Source organism: Streptomyces longisporus (assembly GCF_039532765.1).
Lineage (GTDB): Bacteria > Actinomycetota > Actinomycetes > Streptomycetales > Streptomycetaceae > Streptomyces > Streptomyces longisporus.
The window spans coordinates 213,768-239,740 of record NZ_BAAASG010000014.1 but is presented as its reverse complement, the minus strand read 5'-3'; the positions used below and the strand labels follow the sequence as shown (position 1 = coordinate 239,740).

General features: G+C 71.0%; 24 protein-coding genes and 3 pseudogenes. 16 read left to right on the top strand and 11 right to left on the bottom strand.

The genetic code is table 11. The features are described 5' to 3' along the window. Positions 1-22 precede the first annotated feature (22 nt). Entirely contained in the window at positions 23-976 is a 954-nt protein-coding gene (locus tag ABD355_RS30030; RefSeq protein ID WP_344403931.1) for an endonuclease/exonuclease/phosphatase family protein, read from the bottom strand. Between the two features lie 137 nt (positions 977-1,113). Between ABD355_RS30030 and ABD355_RS30025 the strand changes: the two are divergent. The 3 genes and pseudogenes from ABD355_RS30025 to ABD355_RS30015 all read left to right on the top strand — a co-directional run. Continuing rightward, positions 1,114-1,772 (top strand): annotated as a pseudogene (locus tag ABD355_RS30025) (amidohydrolase family protein); the annotation flags it as partial. 16 nt (positions 1,773-1,788) lie between these two features. Then, entirely contained in the window at positions 1,789-2,988 is a 1,200-nt protein-coding gene (locus tag ABD355_RS30020) for a cytochrome P450 family protein (RefSeq protein WP_344403930.1), read from the top strand. A 165-nt stretch (positions 2,989-3,153) separates the two neighbouring features. Continuing rightward, positions 3,154-3,339 carry a hypothetical protein gene (locus tag ABD355_RS30015; protein ID WP_344403929.1) on the top strand — a complete coding sequence of 62 codons (186 nt, stop codon included), beginning with the start codon at positions 3,154-3,156 and terminating at the stop codon, positions 3,337-3,339. A gap of 21 nt (positions 3,340-3,360) precedes the next feature. On the opposite strand, the gene ABD355_RS30010 is transcribed toward ABD355_RS30015, so the two are convergent. The 3 genes from ABD355_RS30010 to ABD355_RS30000 form a co-directional block, all read right to left on the bottom strand. Further along, positions 3,361-5,217, bottom strand: a complete 1,857-nt coding sequence (locus ABD355_RS30010) for an ABC transporter ATP-binding protein (RefSeq protein WP_425585810.1) — start codon at positions 5,215-5,217, stop codon at positions 3,361-3,363. Positions 5,218-5,491: 274 nt separating this feature from the next. Beyond that, the gene (locus ABD355_RS30005; protein WP_344403928.1) at positions 5,492-5,932 is read right to left on the bottom strand and encodes a hypothetical protein; all 441 of its coding nucleotides are present in this window, start codon (positions 5,930-5,932) and stop codon (positions 5,492-5,494) included. Then, positions 5,923-6,582, bottom strand: coding sequence for an ATP-binding protein (locus ABD355_RS30000; RefSeq protein ID WP_344403927.1), 660 nt, complete (start codon positions 6,580-6,582; stop codon positions 5,923-5,925). Before ABD355_RS30000 ends, ABD355_RS30005 begins: the two co-directional genes overlap by 10 nt. Before the next feature lie 227 nt (positions 6,583-6,809). Here ABD355_RS30000 and ABD355_RS29995 point away from each other — a divergent pair, with 227 nt between their 5' ends. The 3 genes and pseudogenes from ABD355_RS29995 to ABD355_RS29985 all read left to right on the top strand — a co-directional run. Continuing rightward, on the top strand, positions 6,810-7,670 hold the full coding sequence (locus ABD355_RS29995; protein ID WP_344403926.1) for a helix-turn-helix domain-containing protein: 861 nt from the start codon (positions 6,810-6,812) through the stop codon (positions 7,668-7,670). Next, positions 7,671-7,925, top strand: a complete 255-nt coding sequence (locus ABD355_RS29990; RefSeq protein WP_344403925.1) for a DUF397 domain-containing protein — start codon at positions 7,671-7,673, stop codon at positions 7,923-7,925. Positions 7,926-8,040: 115 nt separating this feature from the next. Beyond that, positions 8,041-8,491 (top strand): annotated as a pseudogene (locus ABD355_RS29985) (SAM-dependent methyltransferase); the annotation flags it as partial. A 9-nt stretch (positions 8,492-8,500) separates the two neighbouring features. Here the strand turns inward: ABD355_RS29985 and pdxR are convergent. Next, positions 8,501-9,947 (bottom strand): annotated as a pseudogene (gene pdxR, locus ABD355_RS29980) (MocR-like pyridoxine biosynthesis transcription factor PdxR). 47 nt (positions 9,948-9,994) lie between these two features. Between pdxR and ABD355_RS29975 the strand changes: the two are divergent. Further along, complete coding sequence (locus ABD355_RS29975; protein WP_344403923.1) at positions 9,995-10,474, top strand: carboxymuconolactone decarboxylase family protein; 480 nt, start codon at positions 9,995-9,997, stop codon at positions 10,472-10,474. Between the two features lie 15 nt (positions 10,475-10,489). On the opposite strand, the gene ABD355_RS29970 is transcribed toward ABD355_RS29975, so the two are convergent. From ABD355_RS29970 to ABD355_RS29960, 3 genes are all read right to left on the bottom strand, one after another. Continuing rightward, positions 10,490-11,977, bottom strand: coding sequence for a glutamate synthase subunit beta (locus tag ABD355_RS29970; RefSeq protein WP_344403922.1), 1,488 nt, complete (start codon positions 11,975-11,977; stop codon positions 10,490-10,492). Between the two features lie 124 nt (positions 11,978-12,101). Next, positions 12,102-12,581 carry an anthrone oxygenase family protein gene (locus tag ABD355_RS29965; protein ID WP_344403921.1) on the bottom strand — a complete coding sequence of 160 codons (480 nt, stop codon included), beginning with the start codon at positions 12,579-12,581 and terminating at the stop codon, positions 12,102-12,104. A 359-nt stretch (positions 12,582-12,940) separates the two neighbouring features. Next, a complete protein-coding gene (locus ABD355_RS29960) occupies positions 12,941-13,636 on the bottom strand; it encodes a DUF2293 domain-containing protein (RefSeq protein WP_344403920.1) in 696 nt (231 codons plus the stop codon). 141 nt (positions 13,637-13,777) lie between these two features. Here ABD355_RS29960 and ABD355_RS29955 point away from each other — a divergent pair, with 141 nt between their 5' ends. The 3 genes from ABD355_RS29955 to ABD355_RS29945 all read left to right on the top strand — a co-directional run bounded on the left by ABD355_RS29955 (position 13,778) and on the right by ABD355_RS29945 (position 15,474). Further along, positions 13,778-14,410, top strand: coding sequence for a nucleoside/nucleotide kinase family protein (locus ABD355_RS29955; protein ID WP_344403919.1), 633 nt, complete (start codon positions 13,778-13,780; stop codon positions 14,408-14,410). Between the two features lie 71 nt (positions 14,411-14,481). Next, positions 14,482-14,895 (top strand): PPOX class F420-dependent oxidoreductase, encoded by a 414-nt coding sequence (locus ABD355_RS29950; RefSeq protein WP_344403918.1) that lies wholly within the window; start codon positions 14,482-14,484, stop codon positions 14,893-14,895. Between the two features lie 150 nt (positions 14,896-15,045). Then, positions 15,046-15,474 carry a CBS domain-containing protein gene (locus tag ABD355_RS29945; protein WP_344403917.1) on the top strand — a complete coding sequence of 143 codons (429 nt, stop codon included), beginning with the start codon at positions 15,046-15,048 and terminating at the stop codon, positions 15,472-15,474. Between the two features lie 18 nt (positions 15,475-15,492). Here the strand turns inward: ABD355_RS29945 and corA are convergent, their stop codons facing one another. After that, the gene (gene corA / locus ABD355_RS29940) at positions 15,493-16,620 is read right to left on the bottom strand and encodes a magnesium/cobalt transporter CorA (RefSeq protein WP_344403916.1); all 1,128 of its coding nucleotides are present in this window, start codon (positions 16,618-16,620) and stop codon (positions 15,493-15,495) included. Between the two features lie 253 nt (positions 16,621-16,873). Here corA and ABD355_RS29935 point away from each other — a divergent pair, with 253 nt between their 5' ends. Together ABD355_RS29935 and ABD355_RS29930 are read left to right on the top strand one after the other, a co-directional pair. Then, entirely contained in the window at positions 16,874-17,668 is a 795-nt protein-coding gene (locus ABD355_RS29935) for a methyltransferase (protein ID WP_344403915.1), read from the top strand. A 65-nt stretch (positions 17,669-17,733) separates the two neighbouring features. Next, positions 17,734-18,162, top strand: a complete 429-nt coding sequence (locus ABD355_RS29930) for a VOC family protein (protein WP_344403914.1) — start codon at positions 17,734-17,736, stop codon at positions 18,160-18,162. Positions 18,163-18,281: 119 nt separating this feature from the next. On the opposite strand, the gene ABD355_RS29925 is transcribed toward ABD355_RS29930, so the two are convergent. Together ABD355_RS29925 and ABD355_RS29920 are read right to left on the bottom strand one after the other, a co-directional pair. After that, entirely contained in the window at positions 18,282-18,839 is a 558-nt protein-coding gene (locus ABD355_RS29925) for a methylated-DNA--[protein]-cysteine S-methyltransferase (RefSeq protein WP_344403913.1), read from the bottom strand. Positions 18,840-18,885: 46 nt separating this feature from the next. Then, the gene (locus tag ABD355_RS29920; RefSeq protein ID WP_344403912.1) at positions 18,886-19,761 is read right to left on the bottom strand and encodes a glycerophosphodiester phosphodiesterase; all 876 of its coding nucleotides are present in this window, start codon (positions 19,759-19,761) and stop codon (positions 18,886-18,888) included. A gap of 280 nt (positions 19,762-20,041) precedes the next feature. Between ABD355_RS29920 and ABD355_RS29915 the strand changes: the two genes are divergently transcribed. The 4 genes from ABD355_RS29915 to ABD355_RS29900 all read left to right on the top strand — a co-directional run bounded on the left by ABD355_RS29915 (position 20,042) and on the right by ABD355_RS29900 (position 25,903). Beyond that, complete coding sequence (locus ABD355_RS29915) at positions 20,042-20,908, top strand: MHYT domain-containing protein (RefSeq protein ID WP_344403911.1); 867 nt, start codon at positions 20,042-20,044, stop codon at positions 20,906-20,908. 40 nt (positions 20,909-20,948) lie between these two features. Next, entirely contained in the window at positions 20,949-23,087 is a 2,139-nt protein-coding gene (gene uvrB / locus ABD355_RS29910; RefSeq protein ID WP_344403910.1) for an excinuclease ABC subunit UvrB, read from the top strand. 158 nt (positions 23,088-23,245) lie between these two features. Continuing rightward, positions 23,246-23,824 carry a TerD family protein gene (locus ABD355_RS29905; protein WP_115908810.1) on the top strand — a complete coding sequence of 193 codons (579 nt, stop codon included), beginning with the start codon at positions 23,246-23,248 and terminating at the stop codon, positions 23,822-23,824. 84 nt (positions 23,825-23,908) lie between these two features. Continuing rightward, the gene (locus tag ABD355_RS29900) at positions 23,909-25,903 is read left to right on the top strand and encodes a TerD family protein (protein WP_344403909.1); all 1,995 of its coding nucleotides are present in this window, start codon (positions 23,909-23,911) and stop codon (positions 25,901-25,903) included. The last annotated feature ends 70 nt before the right edge of the window (positions 25,904-25,973 follow it).

Here is a 25,973-nt window from a genome sequence, read left to right as displayed (position 1 = left end):
CGGATGCGCCCCGCCGAGCGGCTCACTGCCCCACCCGCACCCACACCGGCGCATGGTCCGACCCCGGCTTTCCTTGCCGGTCCGCCGGATCCGGCCCCACCGACGGCAGCCGCAGCGTCCCGTCGCCCGGCAGACCCGTCCCCGCCGCGGTGACCCGCACAACCAGGCGGTGGCTGACCAGGATGTGGTCGATCAGTTCGCGGCGCCCGGAGTTGATGCGGGAGTAGCGCTGCTCGGCGGGGATCAGCGGGGCCACGTCCCACAGCCGCTGCGCATCGCCCTGGTCGGGATGGTCGTAGCCCGGTGTGCCGATCTCGGAGCCGGGCGGGCCGAGCAGGATCTGGGTGGTCGCGGCCTGCACCTCGTCGTTCAGGTCGCCCAGCACGGCGACGTCCCGTTCGCGTCCGTCCCCGGCCAAAAGGGTGTCGGCCAGCGCGCGCAGGGTCGTCGCCTCGGCGGCCCGCCGGTAGAGGGCGTAGGCGCCATAGCGGGCCCGTTCGGCCTCGTCATGGGGGAAGAAACGGTTCCCCGGATAGGTCAGCAGCTTCGACTTGAGGTGCGCCACGGCCACCCGCAGCGGGCCGAACTCCGTCACGACCTCGACCGCCAGGAAGCCGCGCCCGGCCGCCGACACGAGCGCACCGGAGTCGTCCTCCTGCACCGGCCGCAGCTTTGCCGGGAACGCGTTCGTGTCGGCGACCACCTCCACCGCCGTACGGCTGAGGAAGCCGACCCGGATGCCCCGGCCGTCCGGATGGCCGGACAGCGCGACATGCCAGTCGCCGTCCAGCATGCCGACCAGGTCGTCCAGCGCCTCGGGCTCGCCGACCTCCTGCACGCCGAGCAGCGCCGGGTCGAGCTCCGTGATCACGGCGGCGAGCGAGGCGAGCTTCGTCTCGTAGGCGGCCTTGTCCTTGGGCCCGAAGGGGCCGCCGGGCCGGTACAGGTTCTCCAGGTTCCAGGTGCCGAGGAGCATGCCGGGCCCCTTCCAGAAGCCGTGCGGCGAGCTGTGGTGAGGACAGGGTCCCCGAGACCGGCCGTTTGCGCGACCGGACGGGACCGGATGCGCGCATCGGCTCACGCCGGCCGACGACGCCGTCGTACGTTGGCGGGATGACCGACGCTCCGGCCGATCTCGTCATCACCGGCTGCACCGTCCTCGTGCACGACGACCAGGAACGGGTCGGGTTCGAGGAGGACGCCGCCGTCGTACGGGACGGGGTCGTCGAGGCGGTGACGGCCGCCTCCGCGGTGCAGCACCTCGCCGCGGCCGAGCGCATCGACGGGCGCGGCCAGGTCGCCATGCCCGGCCTGATCAACTGTCACACGCACGCGCCGATGGTCGCGCTGCGCGGTGTCGCCGAGGGCCTGCCCACCGAGGAGTGGTTCAACGAGGTCGTCTGGCCCGTCGAGTCCAACCTCATCGAAAAGACGTGGAGTTGGGGGCGCGGCTCGTCTGCGCCGAGATGATCCGCGGCGGTGTCACGTGTTTCGCGGACCACTACTTCGCCATGGACGCGGTCGCCGCCGTGGTCGAGGAGTGCGGGATCCGGGCCCATCCGGGAGAGGCGTACTTCTCCTCCCAGGGCTCCCGAGGCCGGGGGAAATCCCTGGAGTTCGCGCTACGACACCGGGGTGGCGCCGGCGGCCGCATCACCGCCGCCCCCGCCCCGCACGCGCTGTACACCGTCGACGAAACCGAACTCACCGCCACCGCCGAACTCGCCCGCGCCCACGGCCTGCCCGTCCACATCCACGCCGTCGAGAACCGAGCCCTACGCTGACCCCATGGATCCCGCCGACGGCCTCCTCGACCACCCCTACGACGCCTACCGGCGGCTGCGCGAGACCGCGCCCGTGCACCGCATCGCCGGACCGGACGGCACCCCCGCCTGGCTCGTCACCCGGTACGACGACGTACGCGCCGCCCTCGCCGACCCGCGGCTCTCGCTCGACAAGCGGCATGCCACCGCGGGCACCTACAAGGGCTTCTCGCTGCCGCCGGCGCTCGACGCCAACCTCCTCAACATGGACCCGCCCGACCACACCCGCGTGCGCCGTCTGGTCGGCCGCGCCTTCACCACGCGTCGTGTCGAGCAGCTCCGTACGCCGATCCGCCGCACCGCCGACCGGCTCCTCGACGCACTCGGCCCGCACGGCACCGCCGACCTGATCGCCGCCTATGCCGCGCCGCTGCCCATCACCGTCATCTGCGATCTGCTCGGCATCCCGGACGAGCACCGCCTCGACTTCCGGATCTGGACCGACACCCTCGTCGCCCCGGCCCCGGACGCAGGGCCCGAAGCCGCCAAGGAAGCGATGGTGGCGATGCTCGGCTATTTCACCCGGCTCCTCGCGGACAAGCGCAGCGAGCCCGCCGACGACCTGCTCTCGGACCTGATCGCCGTGCGCGAGGAGGGTGACCGGCTCAGCGAGGACGAACTGATGTCCCTCGCCTTCCTCATCCTCTTCGCCGGCTACGAGAACACCGTGCAGCTCATCGGCAACGCCGTCCTCGCCCTGCTGCGACACCCCGAGCAACTGGCCGCCCTGCGCAAGGACCTGACCGGGCTCCCCGCCGCGGTCCAGGAGTTCCTGCGCTTCGAAGGCCCCGCGCTGCTCGCCATCCGGCGCTTCCCCGTGGCGGACGTGACCATCGGCGGGGTCACGATCCCCGCCGGCGAGACGGTCTTGGTCTCCCCGTCCGCCGCCGACCGCGACCCCGCCCGCTTCCCCGACCCCGACCGCCTCGACCTCGTCCGCGACGCCTCCGGCCACCTCGCCCTCGGCCACGGCATCCACTACTGCCTGGGCGCACCGCTGGCGCGTGCCGAGACCGAGATCGCCCTCGCCGCGCTCCTGGAACGCTTCCCCGAACTCGCACTCGCGGACGACGACCTGCGGTGGCGCCCCTCCCTGCGCGCCCGGGGCCTCATCGAGCTCCCGGTGTCGTATACACAGAGGGATCACGGCGCGTGTAAAGAATGAAACAGAAAGTAGTCGAAACCCGGCCGGGATCTTCAATAAGTGACCGGATCCTCACAGTCCGCGGTGAACGAGTGTCAACTACGTCTCAGTCCGGCAACTGAGCGAGGCGTTCGGCCCCTGGAAGGCGTTAACTCCTACAAGTACGACGCTTTCTGGAGGTGCAGGATGGTGAACGGGCGAACAGTGCTCGAACGCTTTCCCGCGGGCGGGCCGCGGGGATCGTGGCCGGCCGAGGAGTTCGCGCATGCGCGGCGCATGGAAGGGCTGGCCGCCGAGGTCGTCATGGACCTGGCGACGGACACGTTTCTCGTGGTCGTCCGCGGCGAGGCGACCGCCGACGCGGTCGCCTGACCGCTCCGCAGCGGCGCCGGCTCAGCCGGCCTTCGGCACCGGCGCCGAGTACTGCTCGGCCTGGAGCGAGTACAGCTCCGCGTAGATGCCGCCGCTCGCCAGCAGCTCGTCGGGAGTGCCGGACTCCGCCAGGCGGCCCTGGTCGAGGACGTGCACCAGGTCCGCGTGGCGCACCGACGCCAGCCGGTGGGTGATCAGCACGACGGTCTGCCCGGCCGAGGCCAGGGCGCGGATCTTCTCGAAGACCTCCAGCTCGGCCCGCGCGTCCAGGGCCGCCGTCGGCTCGTCCACGACCAGGATCCGGCCGCGCCGGTAGGCGGCCCGTGCCACACCGAGCCGCTGCCACTGGCCGCCGGACAGCTCGTGGCCGCCGTTGAACTGGCGGGCCAGCAGGGTGTCCAGGCCTCGCGGCAGATCGGCCACCACGTCCTCCGCGCCGGCCTCGGCGAGCGAGGTGGCCATGCGCTCCTCGGTCAGGGGCACCGAGGAGCGGCCGATGGCCACGTTGACGCGGGCCGTGAACGGCCAGCGCTTGAAGTCCTGGGCCACCATCGCGACCCGCTCGGCGAGCTGGTGCCGGTCCGCGGTCGCCGCGTCGACGCCGTCCCACAGGATCCGTCCGCCGTCCGGCTTGTACAGGCCCGCGAGGAGCTTGACCAGGGTGGTCTTGCCGGAGCCGTTCTCGCCGACCAGGGCCACGATCCGGCCCAGCGGGAGGGTGAGCGTGACGTCGTCGAGGGCAGGGCGGGCGGACTCGCCGGGGTAGCTGAACGTGACGTTCTCGAAGCGGATCTCCCGCGGGTCCTCGGGCAGTGGGTCGCCGCCCACCGGGATCGCCCGCTCGGCCGCCTCGACGTACAGCTTCTGCAGATCGCCCACGAACAGGGCGTCCTCGTGAAGCGAGTTGACCGCCACCACCAGGTTGTCCAGGCTCGACGAGCCCGTGCGGATCGCGATCACCGCCGTACCGGCCACGGACAGTGCCATCGCCCCGGCGAGCAGCAGTCCGCCGAGCGTCGCATACGTGGCCACGTTCGCCAGGCCCGTCCAGGCCGCGGCGATCAGCCCGGTGCGCGCCGCCAGCCGGGCAAGCCGGGCCTGTTCGGCCTCCGCCGTCTCCGACATGGCGTGGTAGTGCCGCAGCAGGAAGGGGCCGACCCCGTGCACCCGGATCTCGGGCGCCGCGGCCGGTTCGGTGAGCAGGCCGCTGAGCAGGTAGCCGGCCCGGGCGTGCTGCACCCAGGTGTGCCAGGACTCGTAGCGCCGCCGGGCGTTCGTCAGCGCGCTCCACGCCGTCGGCAGCGTCATCGTCGCGAGCAGCGGGAGCAGCACGGGGTGCAGCACGGTCAGCACGCCCGCCGCCGCCATCAGCGAGATCAGCGCGCTCACCACGCGCGTGGAGTACGAGATCATCCGCCGCGCCGAGCCGGCGCCGTACTGCGCGGTGTCCAGCAGTTTGTGGAAGGCGTGGTCCTCGATCGCGGCCAGCTCCACGGCCGCCGCCCGCTCCAGATACAGCTCGGTCGCGACCCGCTCCACCTTGGGTTCCAGGCGTCCGGTCGCATACGTCGACGCGCCCCGCAGCAGTGCCCCGAGCAGCGCCACGGCGGCCATCGCGGCCAGCACCGGTACGGCGTCGCGCAGCCGGTCCCCGATCGCACCACCGGTGATCAGCCGTCCCAGCACGCTGTTCATGGCGAGCAGGCCCACCGCCTGGGCCACACCCCGGCCCGCCTCGGCCGCCAGCACGATCCGCGCCGCCCGCCGGTCGGCCTGCCAGGCGAGCCGGAAACTGGAGCCCAGCAGGGCCGGCAGCCGCGTCACCATGGCCCGGAAGTTCAGCTCCATGAACGCGTCCCGGTGCTGGTTCCAGCCCAGGTCGTAGCGCAACGGCCCGCCGAAGAGCAGCCGTTCCGACTCGGAGACCTCGGGCGGGCCGTCGCCGCGCTTCTTCTCCCGCCTGCCCGACCCCCGTGACGTTCCGCGCCCGCCCGAGCCCTGTGATTCCGCCACCGCCGGCCTCCCCCGATCCACGTCGACGAACGGCCACTATCGCGGGACCGGACCCTGCGGGGGAGAGCGCGTGCCGCAGCGGGGCGAGCGCGCGGGCGTACGCCCGGCCGGGGGTGCGATGTTTACGCAACCACGGGGGTCATGCGACGGCCGGCCGCGACCACGTCGGCGTCGTCCCCGTCACCCGGCACAGGGCCAGATACAGCGGGATCGGCGGGGTGTAGGGGAGTGTGCCGGCCGGCCGGTGGATGAGGTCGGGGACCGCCGGGGCGTCCGGAACTAGCGCCCCGGCGGCGTACTGCGCGGGCGTCGGCCACTCCAGTGCGTAGTCGGAGTCGGACGGGACGAGCCACCACCAGTGCGCCGCGTCGGCGTACACGCACCCCACGCGCGGCAGCCGGGACAGCACCAGTGGGCCGAAGCGGGCGGGCACCTCCACCGCGTCGCAGCCCATCGGGGCCGTCATGCCGTCCGGCACCGGCAGCCGCCGGGGCGTGCCCGCCGTGTGCACTTCCCGCCCGAGGCGGACCAGCGTGTCCAGGGTCAGCACCCGGCCGCCGGGCGCAGCGCTCACCGCCATGCGGCCTCCGTCCCGTGCTGCCCGTGGTGTGCGTCCCCACCGTGCGGTGCGGCCGCCTCGTCCTCGTCACCCGAACCACCGGCCGGACCCGGCTTGGGGCGGGCTCCCCATCCCAGGTCGCCATATGGCTCGTTCGCCTGCGTGCAGGGCCCGCAGTCATGGCGGGGAGTGTCGGCCTTGCGCGGCAGTTCCGCCCAGACCAGCAGCCCCGGACCGTGCTCATGGGCGCCCCATGCGTCGCACAGCGCGTCGATGAGGAGCAGCCCCCTCCCGTGCTCCTCCTCGGGCCGCGCCCGCGACGCATGGGGCGCACCCGGGGAGCAGCCCTCGTCACGCACGGCTATGCGCACCAGTTCGTCGCCGTCGTGCAGCTCGCAGACGATGTGGCTGCTCGCCGTGTGCACAAGGGCGTTGGTGACCAGCTCGGAGATGACCAGAGCCGCGGTGTCGCAGATGTCCTCGCACACCGACCAGACGTTCAGCCGGGCCCTCGTCAGGCGTCTGGCCTGCGCGGGAGAAGCCGGGTGCGCGGCCAGCTCGAAGCGGAACCGGCGCTCGGCGATGGCCCCCGCGTGGCGTGCACCGAGGCTGTGGGGGCGGCCTTCGGTCGCGTCTGTTCCTAAGGGCGCGGACGGAATCACGCTTGCCACTATCGCCCCGGCGTGAACACTTGGCAAGTGTCACTCTGAAAATTGCAGAGTGCCTGTGACGGTGTGGAAGGCCGTGGCACACTGCTCGCAACAGCACGTCACACGGCGCCAGTTGGGATCGACGGAGATCCGTACGAAACCGTACAGATCTTCGAATAGGTCTTCGAATGGCGCCGTATGGCTGTCAGCATGCTTTTTGGACTCTGAGCGGCCACGGGAGGTGGAGGGTGAGCGAACCGCGGTCCGCGCCGACGGTCGGTCAAGTCGTCCTCGGTCGCCGCCTGTTGGACCTGCGGGAGCATGCCGGCCTCAAGCGCGAGGAGGCCGCCCGCATCCTCCGGGTCGCCCCCGCCACCGTCCGCCGCATGGAGATGGCCGAGGTCTCCCTCAAAATCCCCTACCTCCAGCTGCTTCTGAAGTCCTACGGCGTCTCCGAGGAGGAGGCCGAGGTCTTCGTGCAGCTGGCCGAGGAGGCCAACAGACCCGGCTGGTGGCAGCGGTTCCACGACATCCTGCCCGGCTGGTTCTCCATGTACGTCAGCCTCGAGGGCGCCGCGAGCCTCATCCGCTCCTACGACCCCCACTTCGTCCCCGGTCTGCTGCAGACCGAGGACTACGCCCGCGGAGTCCTGCGCTCGGGTGCGATCGGCCAGACCAGCCCCGAGGACATCGAGCGCCATGTCGCCCTGCGCATACAACGCCAGGAACTGCTCACCCGTCAGGACGCGCCCCGCTTCTGGGCCGTCCTGGACGAGACCGCGCTGCGCCGCCCGGTCGGCGGCCCGGAGGTGATGCGTGCCCAGATCGACAGACTGCTCGAGGCCACGAAGCTGCCCAACGTGACCGTGCAGGTCGCGCCCTTCGCGGGCGGCCCGCACCCCGGTACGTACGGGCCCTTCGTGCTGTTCCGATTTGCCATGTCAGAACTGCCGGACATGGTCTACAGCGAGTACCTGACCGGCGCCGTCTATCTGGACGCGCGCGCCGAGGTGGCGACCCACCTCGAGGTCATGGACCGCATGGCGGCACAGGCCGCTACGGCACATCGCACGAAGGAGATCCTCGAGGATCTCCGCAAGGAGCTGTGAATGGATCGCATCAAGGCGCGGGGCCACGTCTACAACGGCATGCCCGCGCGGGAGTTGGGCAGCGAGGGCTGGCTCAAGCCGTGGAGCGGCGGCAACGGCGGCAACTGCCTGGAGGCGATGAAGCTGGCGGACGGCCGGATCGCCGTCCGTCAGTCCACCGACCCGGACGGGCCGGCGCTGATCTACACCACCGACGAGATGACGGCGTTCATCGAGGGTGCCAAGGCGGGGGAGGCGGACTTCCTGCTGTCGTGACGTGTTGGTCCGGCGCCTGCTCGGACACTTGATCAACTGACCGTCCTGATGGTGAAGCAAGTCTTGATTGCGAACTGATGGATCATCAATTAATGGATCATCACTTGATGGTTGAGCCCTCGACCCGCGGGTGCCGGTGATGGCGCGGGTCAACCGGGCGTTCATGCACCGCGCCACAGGGTGGCCGGCCGGGCACGGCGTACGGCAGTTCCTCGGCCCCTTTCGCTGATCGCGCTGCTCCACTTCGTCCCCGACGAGGACGGCGCGCACGAACTCGTCCGCATGCTGCCGGCGAACTGCCCTCCGGCAGCTACCTGGTGGCCGGCCACGCGACCGCCGACTTCACCCCGGAGGAGTCGAAGGCCGCGGCCGAGCAGCTCAAGGCCGCGGGCGTCACCCTGGCACTGCGCTCCCGCGCGGAGTTCACGCGCTTCTTCGACGGCCTGGAGCTGGTAGAGCCCGGCGTCGAGGGGCCGCAACTGTGGCATCTCGAGCTGGGGGAGCCGGTGCCCCGCCAGGACGACGGGGTGATTCCGGGGTACGGGGCGGTGGGACGCAAGCCCTGATCCCTGCGGTCATCGGGAGGCGCGAGAAGGCTTGCCCGCCTCCGGCGGCAGCACCCCGCACAGTGCCTCCAGCGCCGCCCCGTACGCATGCTCGGAGGGCGTCGCGTATCCCACGACCAGGCCGTCCTGGGCCGCCATGTCCGCTGCCGGGTGACGGAATCCGGCCAGTCCGTCCAGGGCGACGCCCTGCCAGGCGGCGGCCTTGACGGCGGAGCGTTCCGTGCCGGGCGGCAGCCGCAGCACCGCGTGCAGGCCCGCCGCGACCCCGGTGACCTCGATGTGCGGTGCGTGCGCGGCGAGCGCCGCGACGAGGCGGTCACGGCGGCTGCGGTACCGCTGCCGCATGCGCCGCACATGCCGGTCGTACGAGCCGGAGACGATGAAGTCGGCAAGGCTCAGCTGGTCGAGGACGCTCGCCCAAGCCTCCCGCTCGCCCTTGGGCCGCGAGCACACCGTCCACATACCGCCCTGGCAGCACCATCCAGCCCAGCCGCACGGCCGGCGACAGGCTCTTGCTGACCGAGCCGAGCAGGATCACCCGCTCGGGGTCGAGCCCCTGGACCGCCCCGACGGGCCTGCGGTCGTACCGGAACTCCCCGTCGTAGTCGTCCTCCACCACCACCGCGCCACGCGCGCGTGCCCAGTCCACCACCGCGGCCCGGCGCTCCGCGTGCAGCGGCCCGCCGGTGGGGAACTGGTGCGCGGGCGTGAGCAGAACGGCACGCTCCCGCGCCAGCCGGTCCACGCGCGCGCCCTGTTCGTCCAGGGGGAGCGGTACGGTCCGCACGCCCGCGGCCGCCAGCAACTCCCCGTGGAACGGCAGCCCGTACGCCTCCACGGCCAGCGGCCCGGCGAGGACCCGGTCCCGGCCGCCGAAGAGCAGCCGCAGCCCGTGCGCGAAGCCGGAGCAGATCACGATCCGGTCCGGCTCGGTGCGCACTCCACGCGCGCGTGCCAGATACTCCGTGAGCGCCTCCCTGAGCTCGATCCGGCCGGCGGGATCACCGGGGCCGAACACCTCGTTGGGCGCCTGCCGCAGCGCCCGCCGATAGGACGCCAGCCAGGCCGCACGCGGGAACGCGGACGCGTCCGGGGTGCCCTGGCGCAGATCGTGACGAGGGCCACGCGCGCGTGGCGGTGCTTTTCGGGGCGTGCGCTCGGTCTGCCGCAGAGGTTCGGCACGGTCTGCCACCCGGGTGCCCGAGCCCTGCCGGGCGCTCAGCCAGCCCTCCGCGACCAGCTCCGCATACGCATCGGCCACCGTGTTGCGGGCCACACCGAGGTCGGCGGCGAGCGAGCGGTACGGCGGCAGCCGGGTGCCGGGAGCAAGCCGCCCCTCCCGTACGGCCTCGCGCAGCGCCCCGATGAGCGCGGCCCGCCGTCCACCTGCCTCGACCAGCTCCAGATGCAGGTCGGCCCCGATCCGCTCAGCTGAATTGACCCATGCTTTCGCCATGGAAATGCACCTTAGTGTGGGTCTTTCCGCCACATAGGTTGGAGCACATGACGACAAACACGACGCACACCACGACGGCCCGCCTGGACCTCGCGAAGTCCGCCCCGAAGGTCTTCCGCGCGCTCATCGGCTTCGACGCCGCCGCCCGCGAGGGACTCGACCCGGCCCTCGTCGAACTGATCCAGATCCGCGCCTCGCACCTCAACCACTGCGCGTACTGCCTGCACATGCACACCAACGACGCCCGCAAGGCCGGCGAGAGCGAGGACCGGCTGCACATGGTGGCCGTCTGGCGCGAGGCCCGCCACTTCTTCACCGAGCGGGAACAGGCCGCCCTCGCCCTGACGGAGGCGGTGACACTGGTGGCCGACGGCGGCGTCCCGGACGAGGTCTACGCGCAGGCCGCAGCCCAGTTCGACGAGCAGGAACTGGCCCACGTCCTCGCCCTGATCCTCACGATCAACACCTGGAACCGGGTGGCCCTCGCCACGGGCAAGGTGGCCGGGACGGACGAGCGGCGCCGTTAGACGCACCGGCGGTTGCTACACCGTCATCGGACGGTCGTACGGCCCAATGGGCGCCGGAAGCTGTGAACTCCCCGTCAGATAACGGTCGACGGCCGCTGCCACCGCACGCCCCTCCGCGATCGCCCACACGATCAGGGACTGGCCCCGTGCGGCGTCCCCCGCCGCGAACACACCGGGCACGTTCGTCGCGAACCCCGCATCCCGGGTGATCGTCCCGCGGGGCTCCATCGCCAGCCCCAGCTGGTCGACGAGCCCGTCCTGACGGTCGGGTCCGGAGAAGCCGAGCGCGAGCAGCACGAGGTCGGCGGGGAGCGTCCGCCCGGTGCCGGGCCGTGGCCGCCGGGCCGCGTCCACCTCGACCAGGTGCAGCGACCGCACACGCCCGCTCTCGTCGCCGGTGAAGCGGAGCGTGGACGCCGCGAACAGCCGGGCGTCGGCGTCCGCCGCCGGTGCCGTCTCCAGATCCCGGGCCTCCTCGTGCGCGGCCGACAGCCGGTAGATCTTCGGGTACGTCGGCCAGGGCTCGGCATCCTCGTCGCGATCGGCGCCGGGCTGGGCGTAGATGTCCAACTGCGTGACGGAGGCGGCCCCTTCGCGCACCGCGGTCCCCAGACAGTCCGCCCCGGTGTCACCGCCGCCGACGATGACGACGTGCCTCCCGGCGGCGGACATCGGGGAGCTCTCCAAGTCCCCCTCGCACACCCGGTTGGACAGCGGCAGATACTCCATCGCCTGCTGTATCCCGGCCAACTCGCGCCCCGGTACGGGCAGTTCACGCCAGGCGGTCGCCCCTGTCGCGATCACCACGGCGTCGTACCGGGCCCGCAGCTCCGCCGCCCCGACGTCCCGCCCGACCGCCGTCGACGTGCGGAACTTGGTCCCCTCGGCCCGCATCTGCTCCAGCCGCCGGTCCAGATGATGCTTCTCCATCTTGAACTCGGGAATGCCGTACCGCATCAGCCCGCCGAGCCGGTCGTCCTTCTCGTACACGGCGACCGTGTGCCCGGCCCGTGTCAGCTGCTGGGCCGCGGCCAGCCCGGTCGGCCCGGACCCGATCACCGCGACGGTCCGCCCGGACAGCCGGTCCGGCGGCCGCGGCGGCGTGAACCCCAGCTCCCAGGCCTGGTCCGCGATGGCGACCTCGACGTTCTTGATCGTGACCGCGGGCTGGTTGATGGCGAGAACACACCCCGCCTCGCACGGCGCGGGACACAACCGCCCGGTGAACTCGGGGAAGTTGTTCGTGGCATGCAGGCGGTCGGCCGCCTGCCGCCAGTCGTCCCGGCTGACCAGGTCGTTCCACTCGGGTATCAGATTCCCGAGCGGACAGGCGTCGTGGCAGAACGGTATGCCGCAGTCCATGCACCGGTCGGCCTGCTTGTTGATGATGGGCAGCAGCGCCCCGGGGACGTAGACCTCGTCCCAGTCCCGGACCCGTTCCGCGACCGGGCGGCGGGGCCAGTCCTGGCGAGGCGTGGTCATGAATCCCTTGGGATCGGCCATGGCCGTCTTCCTTGCCTACGCATGCGACGAGCCGTGCGTCATCGGGCGGCACTCTTTCGGCCACGATACGACTCCCGGGCCCCGTGCGCAGAGGGGACGGACAGCGCTTTCCGCACTGCCTCTCTCAGGTCAGCGCCAGCACATAGGCCACCGCCGAACCGGCCGAGGCGACCATCCGCACGTGGTTCCAGAACGTCCACTCGCGTATGTACGACGGCCAGTACGCGGCGGCTTCCGGAGTGCCCGGGTCCAGCTTGGCCAGCGTGTCGTTGCGCGGCACGTTCGCGACCATGGTCACCCCGAACGAGCCGAACAGATACAGCGCGCTGCCCACCAGCAACTCCACCCTCCCGTCGTCCGGCCACAGCACGAACGTCACCACGGCGAGCACCGCGCACAGCACCGCCGACCCCACGAACACCAGCATGAACGCAGGCATCACCGCGGTCACATTGATCGCGTTCATCGCGGCCACGCCCTGCGCGGGCGGCAGCGCGGCCAGCCCCCTCATCACGAACGTCGAGAAGGCGCAGAACACCCCGGCCACCAGACCGGTCCCGAGCACCCCCAGCACCGTCAGCCAGAAATACGGTCCAGCGATCATGTCGTCAACTCCCGCGTAGAGCCGAGATCTTCCCCGGCACCTCCCGTCACCACAAGTGAATTCCCGTACGAGCACAGTGACCATGGCCGAGGAACGCGGCCGCATACGCGAGCATCCAGCCGCGAGGCGGCGGCTGCGGGTCGCAGCCTTCCCTGGACCTGACCATGATCCTTCGTCGGCGGGCCCGCCTTTCCTGGATCGACCCGAGCTTTTTCCTCAACGGCCGCTGCCTTTGGCTAGGGGTCCTGGACTTCCGCCCACGGGCCCCGGACTCGCGCCCACGGCCCCCGGCCTTTCGCCGACCGGTCCCGCCTGCGCCGGCGGCTCCCGCCCCGCGTCAACCGACCCCCGCTTCCTCGTCAACCGACCCCCGCCTCTCCCGAGCGCCACCCCCGCAGCACCGTCTCCACCGCCGTCGCTATCCGTCGCCGAGCCTCGTGCCGCGGTACGCCGCTCATCAGCAGCTGGTCGTACGGCGTGTCCACGTGCCGTACGGAGGCCGCGACCGCCGAGACCACCGCCGCCTCGGACAGCGCCCGCCCCGCCGCGCTCCTGCCCACCCGCCCGCTGCCCCGCACCGAGGCATGCGCCGCGATCGCCCGGGCCCGCTCCGCAGGGCACCCGGGAAACAGCCGTCCTATCTCCGCCGCGAACGCCTCCGTGAACCGCAGGTCCTCAGCGATCCGCCGCCGGGCGTCCCGCACCCGGCGCCGCCGCCGCGCCTCCGCGTCCGCCAGGCACCGCTCCTCGGCCCGGGCGAGCCCTGCCTCCTCGACCAGGACGCCCTGCCGCTCGTACCGCGATTTGCGCCGGTTGAAGCGCACCACGACCGCCGACAGCGCACTCTCCTCCCGCGACCGCCGAGTCAGCGCGGTGTCGCCGCGCGGCAGGAACATCAGATGCCCGAGGTCGGCACAGTCGAGACACCGCGGTGCCCCCTCCTCGAGCACAAGCAGCGGCAACGGCCCCGCATGACACTCCCCGCAGTGCCGTCTCTTGATCGGCTGGAAGACGACAATCCCGGTGCGGGGCGCAGGAGTTGCAAGACGTGCCATAGGTGTTTCCTTCCCTCCGAGGGCACTGCGGACTACCGCGAAATCGCGCCCACTGCACCCTCGTCCTCCGCTCCTCCTCCACCCCGCCCTTCCATCCGCGCGAGGCGCACCCCGGTCGACGGCTGACGCATCATGGGCCATGTGCGACTCGAAGCGATCACCTGGGACCGGCTCGGCGACCTCCTGGCCGAGCGACTGCTCGACCTCAAGCCCGCCGACGGCGGCCCCTGGCCCCGCATCGCCTTCGACGGAGCCCCGGCGGCCCGACCAGGAGACCTCGCCGAACGCGTCGCCGAAGCCCTGCGGGTGCGCGGCCGCCCCTCGCTGACCGTCGGCGCGGAGGGCTTTCTGCGGCCCGCCTCCGTCCGCCTCGAGTACGGCCACCACGACGTCGACGCCTATTACGACGGCTGGTTGGACACCGGCGCCCTGTGGCGCGAGGTGTTCGGCCCTCTCGAACCCGGCGGCGACGGACGCGTCCTGCCCGACCTGTGGGACCCGGTCACCGACCGCGCCACCCGCACCCCCTACACCCAACTCCCGCCCGGCGGCTTCCTGTTGCTGCACGGCCCCCTCCTGCTGCGCCACTGGTTCCCCTTCGACCTGTCCGTCCATGTCCTCCTCTCGCCCGGCGCCCTCCGGCGCCGCACCCCCGAGGCCGACCACTGGACACTCCCCGCCTTCCAGCGCTACGCGGACGAGACCGACCCGGCAGGCACGGCCGACGTCCTGGTTCGAGCCGACGACCCGCGCCATCCGGCATGGAGGGGTTGATCCATCGAGAGGCTGACCGGCAAACCGGCACACCTCTTTTACATGCATGCGCATGTAGTTACTGTGGTTCCATGACGACCTCCTCGAGTGATCCCGTCCCCTTCACCGACTCCGTCCGCACCCTCCTCGACGGCAAGAACTTCGCCAGCGTCGCCACGCTCGGCCCCGACGGCGCCCCGCAGAACTCGGTGGTCTGGATCAAGCGCGAGGGCGACACCGTGCTCTTCTCCTCCACCGACGGGCGCCAGAAGGTGCGCAATCTCCGCCGCGACCCCCGCGTCAGCCTCTCGGTCTTCGACCTCGCCGACCCCTACACCTCGGTCGAGATCCGCGGCACCGCCGAGATCCTCCCCGACGAGGGCAAGCAGCTCCCGTACGAGCTCTCGCACAAGTACCTCGGCATCGACCCGCCCGGCGAGAAGGACGACGAGGTCCGGGTGATCATCCGCATCGTCCCGCGGAAGGTCGTGGGTTTCTCGGCCTGACGCTGCCTGAGGCCTCTGGGACGGCGCCCCCGCCGCCCGTTGCCGCCAGTTCCGGGTGCGGGTGCCAGGCCGCGCGGCGACAATGTAGGGCGCCGGGACTAGCGGTGCGTCCCCGCACCGCGCCGGCCGTCCGGCACCGGGAGGTACTCCATGACCACCGCCGGAGACATCATGCACCGTGGCGCCCAGTGGATCCCCGCCCACGAGACACTGGACCGTGCGGCCCAGCTGATGCGCGAACTGAACGTCGGAGCGCTGCCCATCAGCGACCAGAACGAGCGGCTCTGCGGCATCCTCACCGACCGCGACATCGTCATCGGCTGCGTGGCCATGGGCCACGACCCTGCCAAGGTCACGGCCGGCGAGATGGCTCACGGCACCCCCCGCTGGATCGACGCGAACGCCGACGTCGGTGACGTGCTCCGGGAGATGCAGGAGCACCAGATCCGCCGGCTCCCCGTCATCGAGAACAAGCGGCTGGTCGGCATGATCAGTGAGGCCGACGTGGCCCGGCATCTGACGGAGGAGCAGATCGCCGACTTCGCCCACGGCGTGTACGCGCGCAGCACGGCGCGCTGACCCGCCCGACGGAGCGCCTCACAGCCAGCCGCTGCGCCGGAAACCGCGGTACAGAGCCAGGCACGCCACCGCCATCACACCTATGACCAGGGGATATCCGAAACTCCAGTGCAGTTCCGGCATGTAATCGAAGTTCATGCCGTACACACCGCAGACCATCGTCGGTACGGCGATCACCGCGGCCCAGGCCGTGATCTTCCGCATGTCCTCGTTCTGCGCGACCGTGACCTGCGCGAGATGGGCCTGCAGAATCGAGTTGAGCAGTTCGTCGAAGGAGGCGATCTGCTCCTTCGCCCGCATGAGATGGTCCAGGACGTCCCTGAAGTAGGCCTGTATCTCCGGGTCGACCACGCGGATGGGTCGGGTCGCCAGGTCCTCGACGGGGCGGCCGAGGGGGACCACGGCCCGCTTCAGCTCCAGGAGTTCACGCTTGAGCTGGTAGATCCGGCCGGGGTCGGCCCGCGCGCCGTTCTCCGCGAACACGTCCATCTCCACCTGGTCGATGTCCGCCTGCACCGAGTCGGTGACGAGCAGATAGTCGTCGACCACATGGTCCGCGATCGCGTGCAGCACCGCGGCCGGCCCCTTCGCGAGCTGCTGCGGGTCGGCTTCCAGTCCCTCGCGCAGCGGCCCCAGCGAACCATGCATCCCGTGCCGGACCGTGATGACGAAGTCCTCGCCGACGAACACCATGATCTCGCCGGTGTTCACCACCTCGCTGGTGGCCGTCAGCTCCTCGTGCTCGACGTAGCAGACCGTCTTGAACACCGCGAACAGCGTCTCGCCGTACCGCTCCAGCTTCGGGCGCTGATGGGCCTCGACCGCGTCCTCGACCGCCAGCGGATGCAGATCGAAGAGCTCGGCGATGCCCGCGAACTCCTGGTCCGTCGGTTCGTGCAGCCCCAGCCAGACAAATCCGTCGCCCTTTTTCCGCACCCGCTCCACGGCGTCGACCAGATCACTGCCCCCGGGCACCCGCACGCCGTCCCGGTACGTCACGCAGTTCACCACCGAGGAGCCCAGCGGGGACCGGGCCGGGTGACTCAGGTCGACGCGTGGCCGCCGCCTGGCCAGCCGTGCCACCTTGCGCAGGCCGCCTACCCCGCTGAGGTGGGTGACCTTGCGCAGATTCCCTGCCATGGACATATGGATCTCCTTGCGTGGATCTCCGGGCTCGATGCGCGGTTCGCGGTCCGCCCCCGTGGTGAGCCGCCTGTCTGTGCCTTGGCGCGCCAGTGTGCCAGGTCTGTGTAAGGGGTGGGTGAGCCTGTGGGAACAGGGCATTCCGTTTGGTTCCCGCCTGTGGACGAAGGGGTTTGCCCACGGAACGTCTGCCCGACTTACGGGAGGTGACTCGTCGACTGCTTCCCGCAAGCCGGGCAACTGGGATGATCGCGTCATGAAGCGATCCGACGGCTATCTCCTCGACAACCGGCAGACCGAGGCAGCAGAGCGCTTCGACGCCTTCGCCACCCTCTTCGACCCCACCACCTTCCGGCACCTCGAAGGGCTCGGCATCGACTGCGGCTGGCGCTGCTGGGAGGTCGGCGCGGGCGGCACCTCCGTGGTGTCCTGGCTGGCCGAGAAGGTCGGCCCGACCGGGCAGGTCGTCGCCACCGACATCGACACGTCGCTGCTCGCCTCCGTGGCCCGCCCGCCGGTGGACGTGCGCGTCCATGACGTGGGCGCCGAGGAACCGCCGGGCGAGGGCTTCGACCTGGTGCACGCCCGGCTGGTCCTCGTCCATGTGCCGGACCGCGAGCGGGCGTTGCAGTCGATGATCAAGGCCCTGCGGCCGGGCGGCCGGCTCCTGATCGAGGATGCCGACCCCGCCCTGCAGCCCCTGGTCTGCCCCGACGAGCACGGCCCCGAGCAACGACTCGCCAACCGTCTGCGGCACGGCTTCCGCCGGCTGCTCGCCGAGCGTGGTGCCGACCTCTCCTACGGCCGCCGCCTGCCACGCCTGCTCCGCGAGGCCGGACTGCTCGGCGTCGAGGCCGATGCGTACTTCCCGCTCGCCTCCCCGGCCTGCGCCGCCCTGGAGTCGGCCACGATCCGCCAGATCCGCGAAACCCTCGTCACCGCGAACCTCGCCACGAACGAGGACATCGACCGCCACCTGGCGAACATCGAAGCCGGCGGCATGGACCTGGCCACGGCCCCGATGATCTCGGCATGGGGGAGCAAGGCGTAGCCCCACGGCCGCTAGCTCCGGTCGCACCCTTGCAGCCCGCGGGAGGCAGGACCAGCCTGAAGAACATGACGGACAACACGACACGTCTCGACCATGTCGTCCTGTGGGTACACGACCCGGTCGCCTCGGCAGCCTTCTACGAGAAGGCGGTCGGGCTGCGCCCCCTGAGGATCACCGAGTTCTCCGCGGGGAAGGCGTCGTTCCCGTCGGTACGGCTCAACGACGAGACCATCCTCGACCTCATGCCCCACTCCATGGCGGAGCACATGAAGATGCTCCCCGGCGCCGCCGGCAGCGCGGGCCACCCCGTCAACCACGTCTGCCTGGCCCTGCCCGGCGACGACTTCGACGCCCTGCACAGCCGCCTGGAGGAACGCGCCGTCCCCGTCTCCGAGTTCTCCTACGACTCCTACGGCGCCCGCGGAAAGGCCAGGCGCAGCTTCTACTTCCGCGACCCGGACGGAAACGTCTTCGAGGCCCGCCACTACGACTAGCGGGGTGCCCAGGCGGATCAGCGGGGTGCCCACGCACGCGTGGGCACCCCGTCCGCATGGCGGAGTCTGCTACCGCCTCCGCGTCCCGCCACCCTTCGCGCGCCCCCGGAGCCCGGGTCTCAGAACAGCGGCTCGGGCAGTACCCCCTCCAACGCGAGCAGCTTGCGCTTGGTCTCCAGCCCACCCCCGAACCCGCCGATGCCGCCGTCGCTCTCCACCACCCGGTGACAGGGCACGACGACCGGCAGCGGATTGGAGCCCATCGCGACCCCCACCGCCTGGGCCGCGCCCGGCTGACCCACCCGCCCGGCCAGGTCGCCGTAGCCCACGACCGCGCCGTAGGGCACTCCCGAGGCCAGTTCGCGCAGCACCTGCCGGTTGAAGCCCGAGATCAGCGACCAGTCCAGCGGCAGCTCGAAGTTGCGCCGCTCGCCCGCGAAGTACGCCTCGACCTGCCGTATCGCCTCGGCCAGCAGGGGCGAGCCGGGTGCCTCGACGGGCTCGCGGCCCAGCCGGGACGCCAGCCGCTCGAGCGCCCTGTCACGCACCGCGTCCGTGGCGTGGAACACGACGTTGACCAGGCCCTCGCCGGTCGCGGCCAGCAGCAGCGGACCGATTCCGGTACCGACCACCACCGCCCACACGACCTGCTGTTCGTACTGCCCATCGCTGTCCATGCGCCCACCGTACGACCCGCCACTGACAACGCCCCGACCTCGGAGCTCAGGGCTCCTGCAGCGCGGCTCGGATCACGTCGGGCTCGTTGGTGATGATGCCGTCCACGCCGTACCGGGTGACCTGCCGGGCGGTGTCCGCGTCGTTCACGGTCCATGTGAAGACGTTGAGCGGCTTGCCGTGTGGTCCCGTGAAGGCGTGCACGGCGGCGACGTAAGCCGTCGAGATGGAGCCGACGGAGGGATTGATCCCGTCGGTGAAGCGCGCGTAGGAGGGCAGGTCGGAGAACTGCGGTGTGCCGAGGAAGCTCGTCCTGACGGCGGGCTTCAGGTCGTGGACGATCCGCAGGCTGTCCGCGCTGAAGCTCTGCACGACAAGCCGGCCGGCCAGGTGCTGCGGGTCGAGCCAGCCGTCGTTGCCGAGCACCTTCAGGGTCTGCTGTTCGATGCCCGGATACAGCTCGGGGTTCTTGATCTCCAGCAGCAGCTTCTGGTGGTTGTGCTCGACCCGGCGCATGTACTCGTCCAGCGTCGGCACGCGCGCGCCCGCATAGCGGCGGCCGAACCAGCTCCCCGCGTCGAGGCGTGCGATCTCGGCCGCGGTGAAGTCCTTCACCTCCCAGGACGTCCGGCAGGGGAAGACCTCCTCGACGTCGGTCGTGCGCTGCAGGCTGTCGTCGTGGATGACGACGAGCTCGCCGTCCTTGGTGCGCTGGACGTCGTTCTCCACCCAGGTGATGCCCAGCCGCGCCGCCTTGTCGATGGAGGCCAGGGTGTTCTCGGGCGCGTAGGCGGGCGCCCCCCGGTGCCCGATGACCAGAGGGCGTACGTCGACGTCGCCGGCCCGCGCGGCGGAGCCGGGCAGCAGGAGGCCGGCGGTCCCCAGGAGCGCGGTGGTGAAGGCGGCGACTGCGCGCGCGTGCATGCGTACTCCTCGCGTCGTGTGAACACGGACAGCTCAACTGTGACAGCAGAGCGTCAACGACGGTGGCGTACAGAACGACCACACATTGAATGGAGTCGCCCAAGTCCGCTCACTGCGGCCGCACAACTGGGGCAACGACGTGTTTCTTTGCCGGAAAATCGTTCGACCATTCTGGTGGGGGTCATACTCTCTGCCTCAACCCTGACCGCTCGGGCGGTCCTGGGAGGGGGCGCATTTCAGGGAATTCCGGGACGTAAGAGGGCGGGAAGGGCAGCCGCGCATGCAAGGCACGGTCGACGGATTCAGCTACGGACTCGTCACACCGGTGGTGGCCTATCTCATGGCCTCCCTCGGTGGCGCCCTGGGGCTGCGCTGCACGACCAGATCCATGCTCGTCGCCCACTCCTGGCGGCCCGGCTGGCTGGCCCTCGGGTCGGCGGCCATCGGCTCCGGCATATGGACCATGCACTTCGTCGCGATGATGGGGTTCACGGTCAAACAGGCGCCGATCCACTACGACAAGCCGATCACGTTCGCCAGCCTCGGCGTCGCCATTGTCATGGTGGGTATCGGGATCTTCATCGTCGGTTACAAGGGCGCGAAGGGAACGGCGCTGTTCACCGGGGGCACGATCACCGGCCTGGGAATCGCCTCGATGCACTATCTGGGCATGGCCGGAATGCGGCTGAACGGACGACTGGAATACAACACGGTGACCGTCGCCGCCTCCGTCGTCATCGCGATGGTGGCCGCGACCGCCGCCCTGTGGGCGGCCGGACAGGTCAGGGGTTTCCTGTGGAGCGTGGGCGCGAGCCTCGTCATGGGACTCGCCGTCAGCGGCATGCACTACACGGGCATGGCGGCCCTCAGCGTCCACCTCCACGACACGGCAGCCACGGCCGCCGGGGACTCGCCGGCCGCACTGCTGTGGCCCATGCTGGTGGGCCCGCTCGCCTTCCTCCTGCTCGCCGCCGTGGTCGTGATGTTCGACCCGCTGATGGTCATGGGCAAGCCCGCCCCGAGCCCCGCCGAGAACAAGCCGGGCGTCCCGGCCCACCCGGCCGTCCACCACCGGGCCCACCGCCCCCCGCTCCGCCCCGCCCGGCAGCCGGGCCGACCCAGCTCCCGCACCCCGCAAAACCGCTGATCGGCCCGCGTTGTCAGTGCCGGGTCGTACGGTTGATTCCATGCGGCCCGTTTCCAACATCGAACGCACGGTGGCGCCCTTCGAGGTCGTCAGCCCCTACCAGCCCAGCGGCGACCAGCCGCAGGCCATCGCCGAGCTCGCCCGGCGCATCGAGGCAGGCGAGAAGGACGTCGTCCTGCTCGGCGCGACCGGCACCGGCAAGTCCGCCACCACTGCGTGGATGATCGAGAAGCTTCAGCGCCCCACCCTGGTGATGGCGCCGAACAAGACCCTGGCCGCCCAGCTGGCGAACGAATTCCGTGAGCTGCTGCCGAACAACGCGGTCGAGTACTTCGTCTCGTACTACGACTACTACCAGCCCGAGGCATACGTCCCGCAGTCGGACACCTACATCGAGAAGGACTCCTCGATCAACGAGGAGGTCGAGCGCCTGCGCCACTCCGCGACGAACTCGCTGCTCACCCGCCGGGACGTCGTCGTGGTCGCCTCGGTCTCCTGCATCTACGGCCTCGGCACGCCGCAGGAGTACGTGGACCGCATGGTCCCCCTCAGGGTCGGCGACGAGATCGACCGCGACCAGCTGCTGCGCCGCTTCGTCGACATCCAGTACACACGCAACGACCTGGCCTTCACCCGGGGCACCTTCCGCGTCCGCGGCGACACCATCGAGATCTTCCCGGTCTACGAGGAACTCGCCGTCCGCATCGAGATGTTCGGCGACGAGATCGAGGCGCTCTCCACGCTCCACCCGGTGACCGGCGAGATCATCAGCGACGACCAGCAGCTCTACGTCTTCCCGGCCTCCCATTACGTGGCGGGACCGGAGCGCCTGGAGCGTGCCGTCAACGACATCGAGAAGGAACTCGGCGAGCGGCTGGCCGAGCTGGAGAAGCAGGGCAAGCTCCTGGAGGCCCAGCGCCTGCGGATGCGCACCACATACGACCTCGAGATGCTCCGCCAGATCGGCTCCTGCTCCGGCGTCGAGAACTACTCGATGCACTTCGACGGCCGTTCGCCCGGCTCCCCGCCGAACACCCTGCTCGACTACTTCCCGGACGACTTCCTCCTCGTCATCGACGAGTCACACGTCACCGTCCCGCAGATCGGCGCGATGTACGAGGGCGACGCCTCCCGCAAGCGCACCCTCGTCGACCACGGCTTCCGCCTGCCCTCCGCCCTCGACAACCGGCCGCTGAAGTGGGAGGAGTTCCAGGAGCGCATCGGTCAGACGGTCTATCTGTCGGCGACCCCGGGCAAGTACGAACTCTCGCGCGCGGACGGCGCCGTGGAGCAGATCATCCGCCCCACCGGCCTGATCGACCCGGAGGTCGTGGTCAAGCCCACCGAGGGCCAGATCGACGACCTGGTGCACGAGATCCGCACCCGCACCGAGAAGGACGAGCGCGTCCTGGTCACCACCCTCACCAAGAAGATGGCCGAGGACCTCACGGACTACTTCCTGGAGCTCGGCATCCAGGTGCGCTATCTGCACAGCGACGTCGACACCCTGCGCCGCGTCGAGCTGCTGCGCGAACTGCGCTCCGGCGAGTTCGACGTCCTGGTCGGCATCAACCTGCTGCGCGAGGGCCTCGACCTGCCCGAGGTGTCCCTGGTGGCCATCCTCGACGCCGACAAGGAAGGCTTCCTGCGTTCCGGTACGTCGCTGATCCAGACCATCGGCCGCGCCGCGCGCAACGTCTCCGGCCAGGTCCACATGTACGCCGACAAGATCACCCCGGCGATGGAGAAGGCCATCGAGGAGACCAACCGCCGCCGGGAGAAGCAGGTCGCGTACAACACGGCCCACGGCATCGACCCCCAGCCGCTCCGCAAGAAGATCAACGACATCGTCGCCCAGATCGCCCGCGAGGACATCGACACGGAGCAGCTGCTCGGCTCGGGCTACCGCAAGCTGAAGGACGGCAAGGGCGCCAAGGCACCCGTGCCCGCTCTCGGCTCCAAGGCGGCCGGCGGTGCCAAGTCCGCCAAGGGCAAGGCCAAGGAGACGGTCCCGACCGACCGTCCCGCCGCCGAACTTGCCGAGCAGATCGAGGAGATGACGGCGCGTATGCGCGCCGCCGCCGCGGACCTCCAGTTCGAGATCGCGGCCCGGCTGCGCGACGAGGTCTCCGAGATGAAGAAGGAACTGCGCCAGATGAGGGAGGCGGGCCTGGCCTGAGCACCCGCTGCCGCTGCCGGACCTCGGCCATGCGCTCTGTGTTGCAAGACCGACACAAAGTACGGGTCGGGGTGCGGCAGTCTCGGTGGCCCTGCGTAGGGTTTTGGGCAACCGCGGACTTTGCGGCAACAGGGGACAGTTCGAGAGGGGAACAGCGCGTGACCGTCAACATGACCAAGGGTCAGGCCATCAGTCTGCAGAAGAACGACGGAGGCAGCCTGACCGCGGTCCGCATGGGTCTCGGCTGGCAGGCGGCTCCCCGGCGCGGCCTGTTCGGCTCGCGCACCCGGGAGATCGACCTGGACGCCTCCGCCGTCCTGTTCGCCGACAAGCAGCCGGTCGACGTCGTCTTCTTCCGCCACCTGGTGAGCGACGACGGCTCCGTGCGCCACACCGGTGACAACCTGGTCGGCGGCGTGGGCCAGGGCGGCGACGACGAGGCGATCCTCGTGGACCTGGCGCGCGTCCCGGTCCACATCGACCAGATCGTCTTCACCGTGAACTCCTTCACCGGCCAGACGTTCCAGGAGGTGCAGAACGCGTTCTGCCGCCTGGTCGACGAGACCAACGGCCAGGAGCTCGCCCGTTACACGCTCGCGGGCGGCGGCGCCTACACGGCCCAGATCATGGCGAAGGTGCACCGCTCTGGCCCGGGCTGGACGATGACGGCGCTCGGCACCCCGGCCAACGGCCGCACCTTCCAGGACCTGATGCCGGCGATCCTGCCGCACCTGTAGAGCCCACCCCGCCAGGGCCCGCCGCGCAGACGGGCCCTGGCGGCACACAACACGACACACCAGCGACACAGGGGGACGAGGGCGATGACGGCCGAGCTGGTGCGGGGGCAGAACCACCCGCTCTCCCAGTCCCGTCTGGAGATCAGGGTTGCGGCCGGCACGCCGCTCGTGGCCTCGGCCACGCTCAGCGACGAGAACGGCAAGGCACGCGGCGTCGAATGGGTGGCCCACCCCGGCGCGCCCACCCTGCCCGGCCTCGAAGTCTCCAAGCAGGCGGCCGCCGACCACCGTCTCGCGGTGGACCTGGACGCCATGCCGGAGGCCGTGCACCGGGTCAATGTGCTGCTCGCCCTGCCCACAGCGGGCGGACAGGGCCCGGTCCGCTTCGGCACGGTCGCCGCTCCCTTCGTGGCGGTCACCGGCCTGGACGGCACCGAGGTAGCCAGCTACACGATCACCGGTCTGGACGCCGAATGCGCCGTCGTCGCCCTGGAGCTCTACCGCCGGCAGGGCGCCTGGAAGGTGCGTGCCGTCGGCCAGGGGTATGCGGGCGGCCTCGCCGAGCTCTTCGCCGACCAGGGCCTGACCGAGGCGCACCGCCTGGCGGGCACCATCAACGAGGCGGTGGCCCAGGGCCTGGCCCGCTCGGTGCCGGCGCCCCCGCAGCGCACCGCGGAGGGGGATCGCACCCGCCAGGCCGCCGCACCGGCGCACGGACCCGACCAGGCCGCGGCACCCCAGGGCGCCCCCGGCCCCGTACCACCGCAGCCCACATCTGCGTATGGACCACAGGGCACCCAGCCCGGATACCCGGCGGATCCTTCCGCGGTCACGCAGACGTCCTCGCCCGCCGCCGGCGGCCCGGTCGACTACAGCCACCCGGGCCGGCAGGCCGCCGCACCGCCACCGCCACCGCCGACGGTGCCTCCGGCCCCGCCCGGCCGGCCCGCGCCGCCGGTCGCTGGTGACGCGACCGGCTGGTCCATGGACGAGCGGTTGTACAACCAGGTCTGGGGCATGTTCGAGGACCTGGCGCGCACCACGGCCGCCTACCGCAGCGCCGTCGACTTCGCCGACTCGCGCATGGAGAAGGAGCTCGACCGGGCCCTGTCCGACCCGCGCGGCAGAATCGGTGGCCAGGGCGAAGCCGCGCGCGAGGCGGCCCGCGCCAAGCACGCGCAACTCGTCGACCAGGCCAGGGCGGCGCTCGACCGGGACCTCGCCCAGCTCGCCGCCGAGGCCGAGGTCGTCGAGCCCGCGCTGCCGCCCGCTTACGCGCGCTGGGACAACCCCGTCTGGCACGGCTACCGGGTGCCGATGGAGATCCCCATGGCCCTGCGCCTGGGCGACCTCTCGCTGCCCGAGAGCGAGCTGCTGCGCATCCCGATGCTGGTGCGCCTGCCGCTCGAACGCGGCCTGTGGATCGACAGCGGACGTCCCGCATCACTCGACGACTCGTCCGCAAGCACCGATGAGCTGGGGCGCCTCGCGATGGACACGGCGGTGGCGATCGCGGCCCGGATGCTCGCGGTCTATCCGGCGGCCGAGTTCACCGTGCATGTCATCGACCCGGCCGGCGCCGCAGCTCAGGCGCTCGCACCGCTGGTGCACAGCGGCGTGCTCGCGACCCCGCCCGCCTTGGGGGCGGCGGGAGTGGCGGACGTCCTGTCCCGGCTGACCCAGCGCGTCGACCTGGTGCAGATGGCGGTGCGCGGCGGTGCGGCCGACTCGCTCCCGCCCGGCCTGGACACCGCCGAACAGCTCCTGATCGTCAACGACTTCCCGCACGGCTTCGACGACCGGGCGGTGACCCAGCTGCGCTACCTCGCGGACGAGGGCCCGGCCGTGGGCGTCCATCTGATGATGGTCGCGGACCGCGAGGAGGCCGCCGGCTACGGGCCCCTGCTCGACCCCCTGTGGCGTTCGCTGCTGCGCCTCACCCCGCTGCCCGACGACCATCTCGCCGACCCGTGGGTCGGCCATGCCTGGACCTACGAACCCGCCCTCGTGCCGCCCGGCAGTCAGGTGCTCCAGCAGGTCCTCACCCAGGTGGCAGCGGCTCGCACCAAGTACCGGTAAAGGCACCCTGAACTGGCTCTTTGGTCTTTCCTTTGCTAATCGCTTTACCTTTCCTTGGGGATTGGGGTAC

What these genes read in the sequence shown, in the direction of transcription:
- ABD355_RS30030 (WP_344403931.1), bottom strand. Translation starts at nt 976, where the DNA reads ATGCTCCTCGGCACCTGGAACCTGGAGAACCTGTACCGGCCCGGCGGC.
- ABD355_RS30020 (WP_344403930.1), top strand. Translation starts at nt 1,789, where the DNA reads ATGGATCCCGCCGACGGCCTCCTCGACCACCCCTACGACGCCTACCGG.
- ABD355_RS30015 (WP_344403929.1), top strand. Translation starts at nt 3,154, where the DNA reads ATGGTGAACGGGCGAACAGTGCTCGAACGCTTTCCCGCGGGCGGGCCG.
- ABD355_RS30005 (WP_344403928.1), bottom strand. Translation starts at nt 5,932, where the DNA reads ATGGCGGTGAGCGCTGCGCCCGGCGGCCGGGTGCTGACCCTGGACACG.
- ABD355_RS29990 (WP_344403925.1), top strand. Translation starts at nt 7,671, where the DNA reads ATGGATCGCATCAAGGCGCGGGGCCACGTCTACAACGGCATGCCCGCG.
- ABD355_RS29975 (WP_344403923.1), top strand. Translation starts at nt 9,995, where the DNA reads ATGACGACAAACACGACGCACACCACGACGGCCCGCCTGGACCTCGCG.
- ABD355_RS29970 (WP_344403922.1), bottom strand. Translation starts at nt 11,977, where the DNA reads ATGGCCGATCCCAAGGGATTCATGACCACGCCTCGCCAGGACTGGCCC.
- ABD355_RS29965 (WP_344403921.1), bottom strand. Translation starts at nt 12,581, where the DNA reads ATGATCGCTGGACCGTATTTCTGGCTGACGGTGCTGGGGGTGCTCGGG.
- ABD355_RS29960 (WP_344403920.1), bottom strand. Translation starts at nt 13,636, where the DNA reads ATGGCACGTCTTGCAACTCCTGCGCCCCGCACCGGGATTGTCGTCTTC.
- ABD355_RS29950 (WP_344403918.1), top strand. Translation starts at nt 14,482, where the DNA reads ATGACGACCTCCTCGAGTGATCCCGTCCCCTTCACCGACTCCGTCCGC.
- ABD355_RS29945 (WP_344403917.1), top strand. Translation starts at nt 15,046, where the DNA reads ATGACCACCGCCGGAGACATCATGCACCGTGGCGCCCAGTGGATCCCC.
- corA (WP_344403916.1), bottom strand. Translation starts at nt 16,620, where the DNA reads ATGTCCATGGCAGGGAATCTGCGCAAGGTCACCCACCTCAGCGGGGTA.
- ABD355_RS29935 (WP_344403915.1), top strand. Translation starts at nt 16,874, where the DNA reads ATGAAGCGATCCGACGGCTATCTCCTCGACAACCGGCAGACCGAGGCA.
- ABD355_RS29930 (WP_344403914.1), top strand. Translation starts at nt 17,734, where the DNA reads ATGACGGACAACACGACACGTCTCGACCATGTCGTCCTGTGGGTACAC.
- ABD355_RS29925 (WP_344403913.1), bottom strand. Translation starts at nt 18,839, where the DNA reads ATGGACAGCGATGGGCAGTACGAACAGCAGGTCGTGTGGGCGGTGGTG.
- ABD355_RS29920 (WP_344403912.1), bottom strand. Translation starts at nt 19,761, where the DNA reads ATGCACGCGCGCGCAGTCGCCGCCTTCACCACCGCGCTCCTGGGGACC.
- ABD355_RS29915 (WP_344403911.1), top strand. Translation starts at nt 20,042, where the DNA reads ATGCAAGGCACGGTCGACGGATTCAGCTACGGACTCGTCACACCGGTG.
- uvrB (WP_344403910.1), top strand. Translation starts at nt 20,949, where the DNA reads ATGCGGCCCGTTTCCAACATCGAACGCACGGTGGCGCCCTTCGAGGTC.
- ABD355_RS29900 (WP_344403909.1), top strand. Translation starts at nt 23,909, where the DNA reads ATGACGGCCGAGCTGGTGCGGGGGCAGAACCACCCGCTCTCCCAGTCC.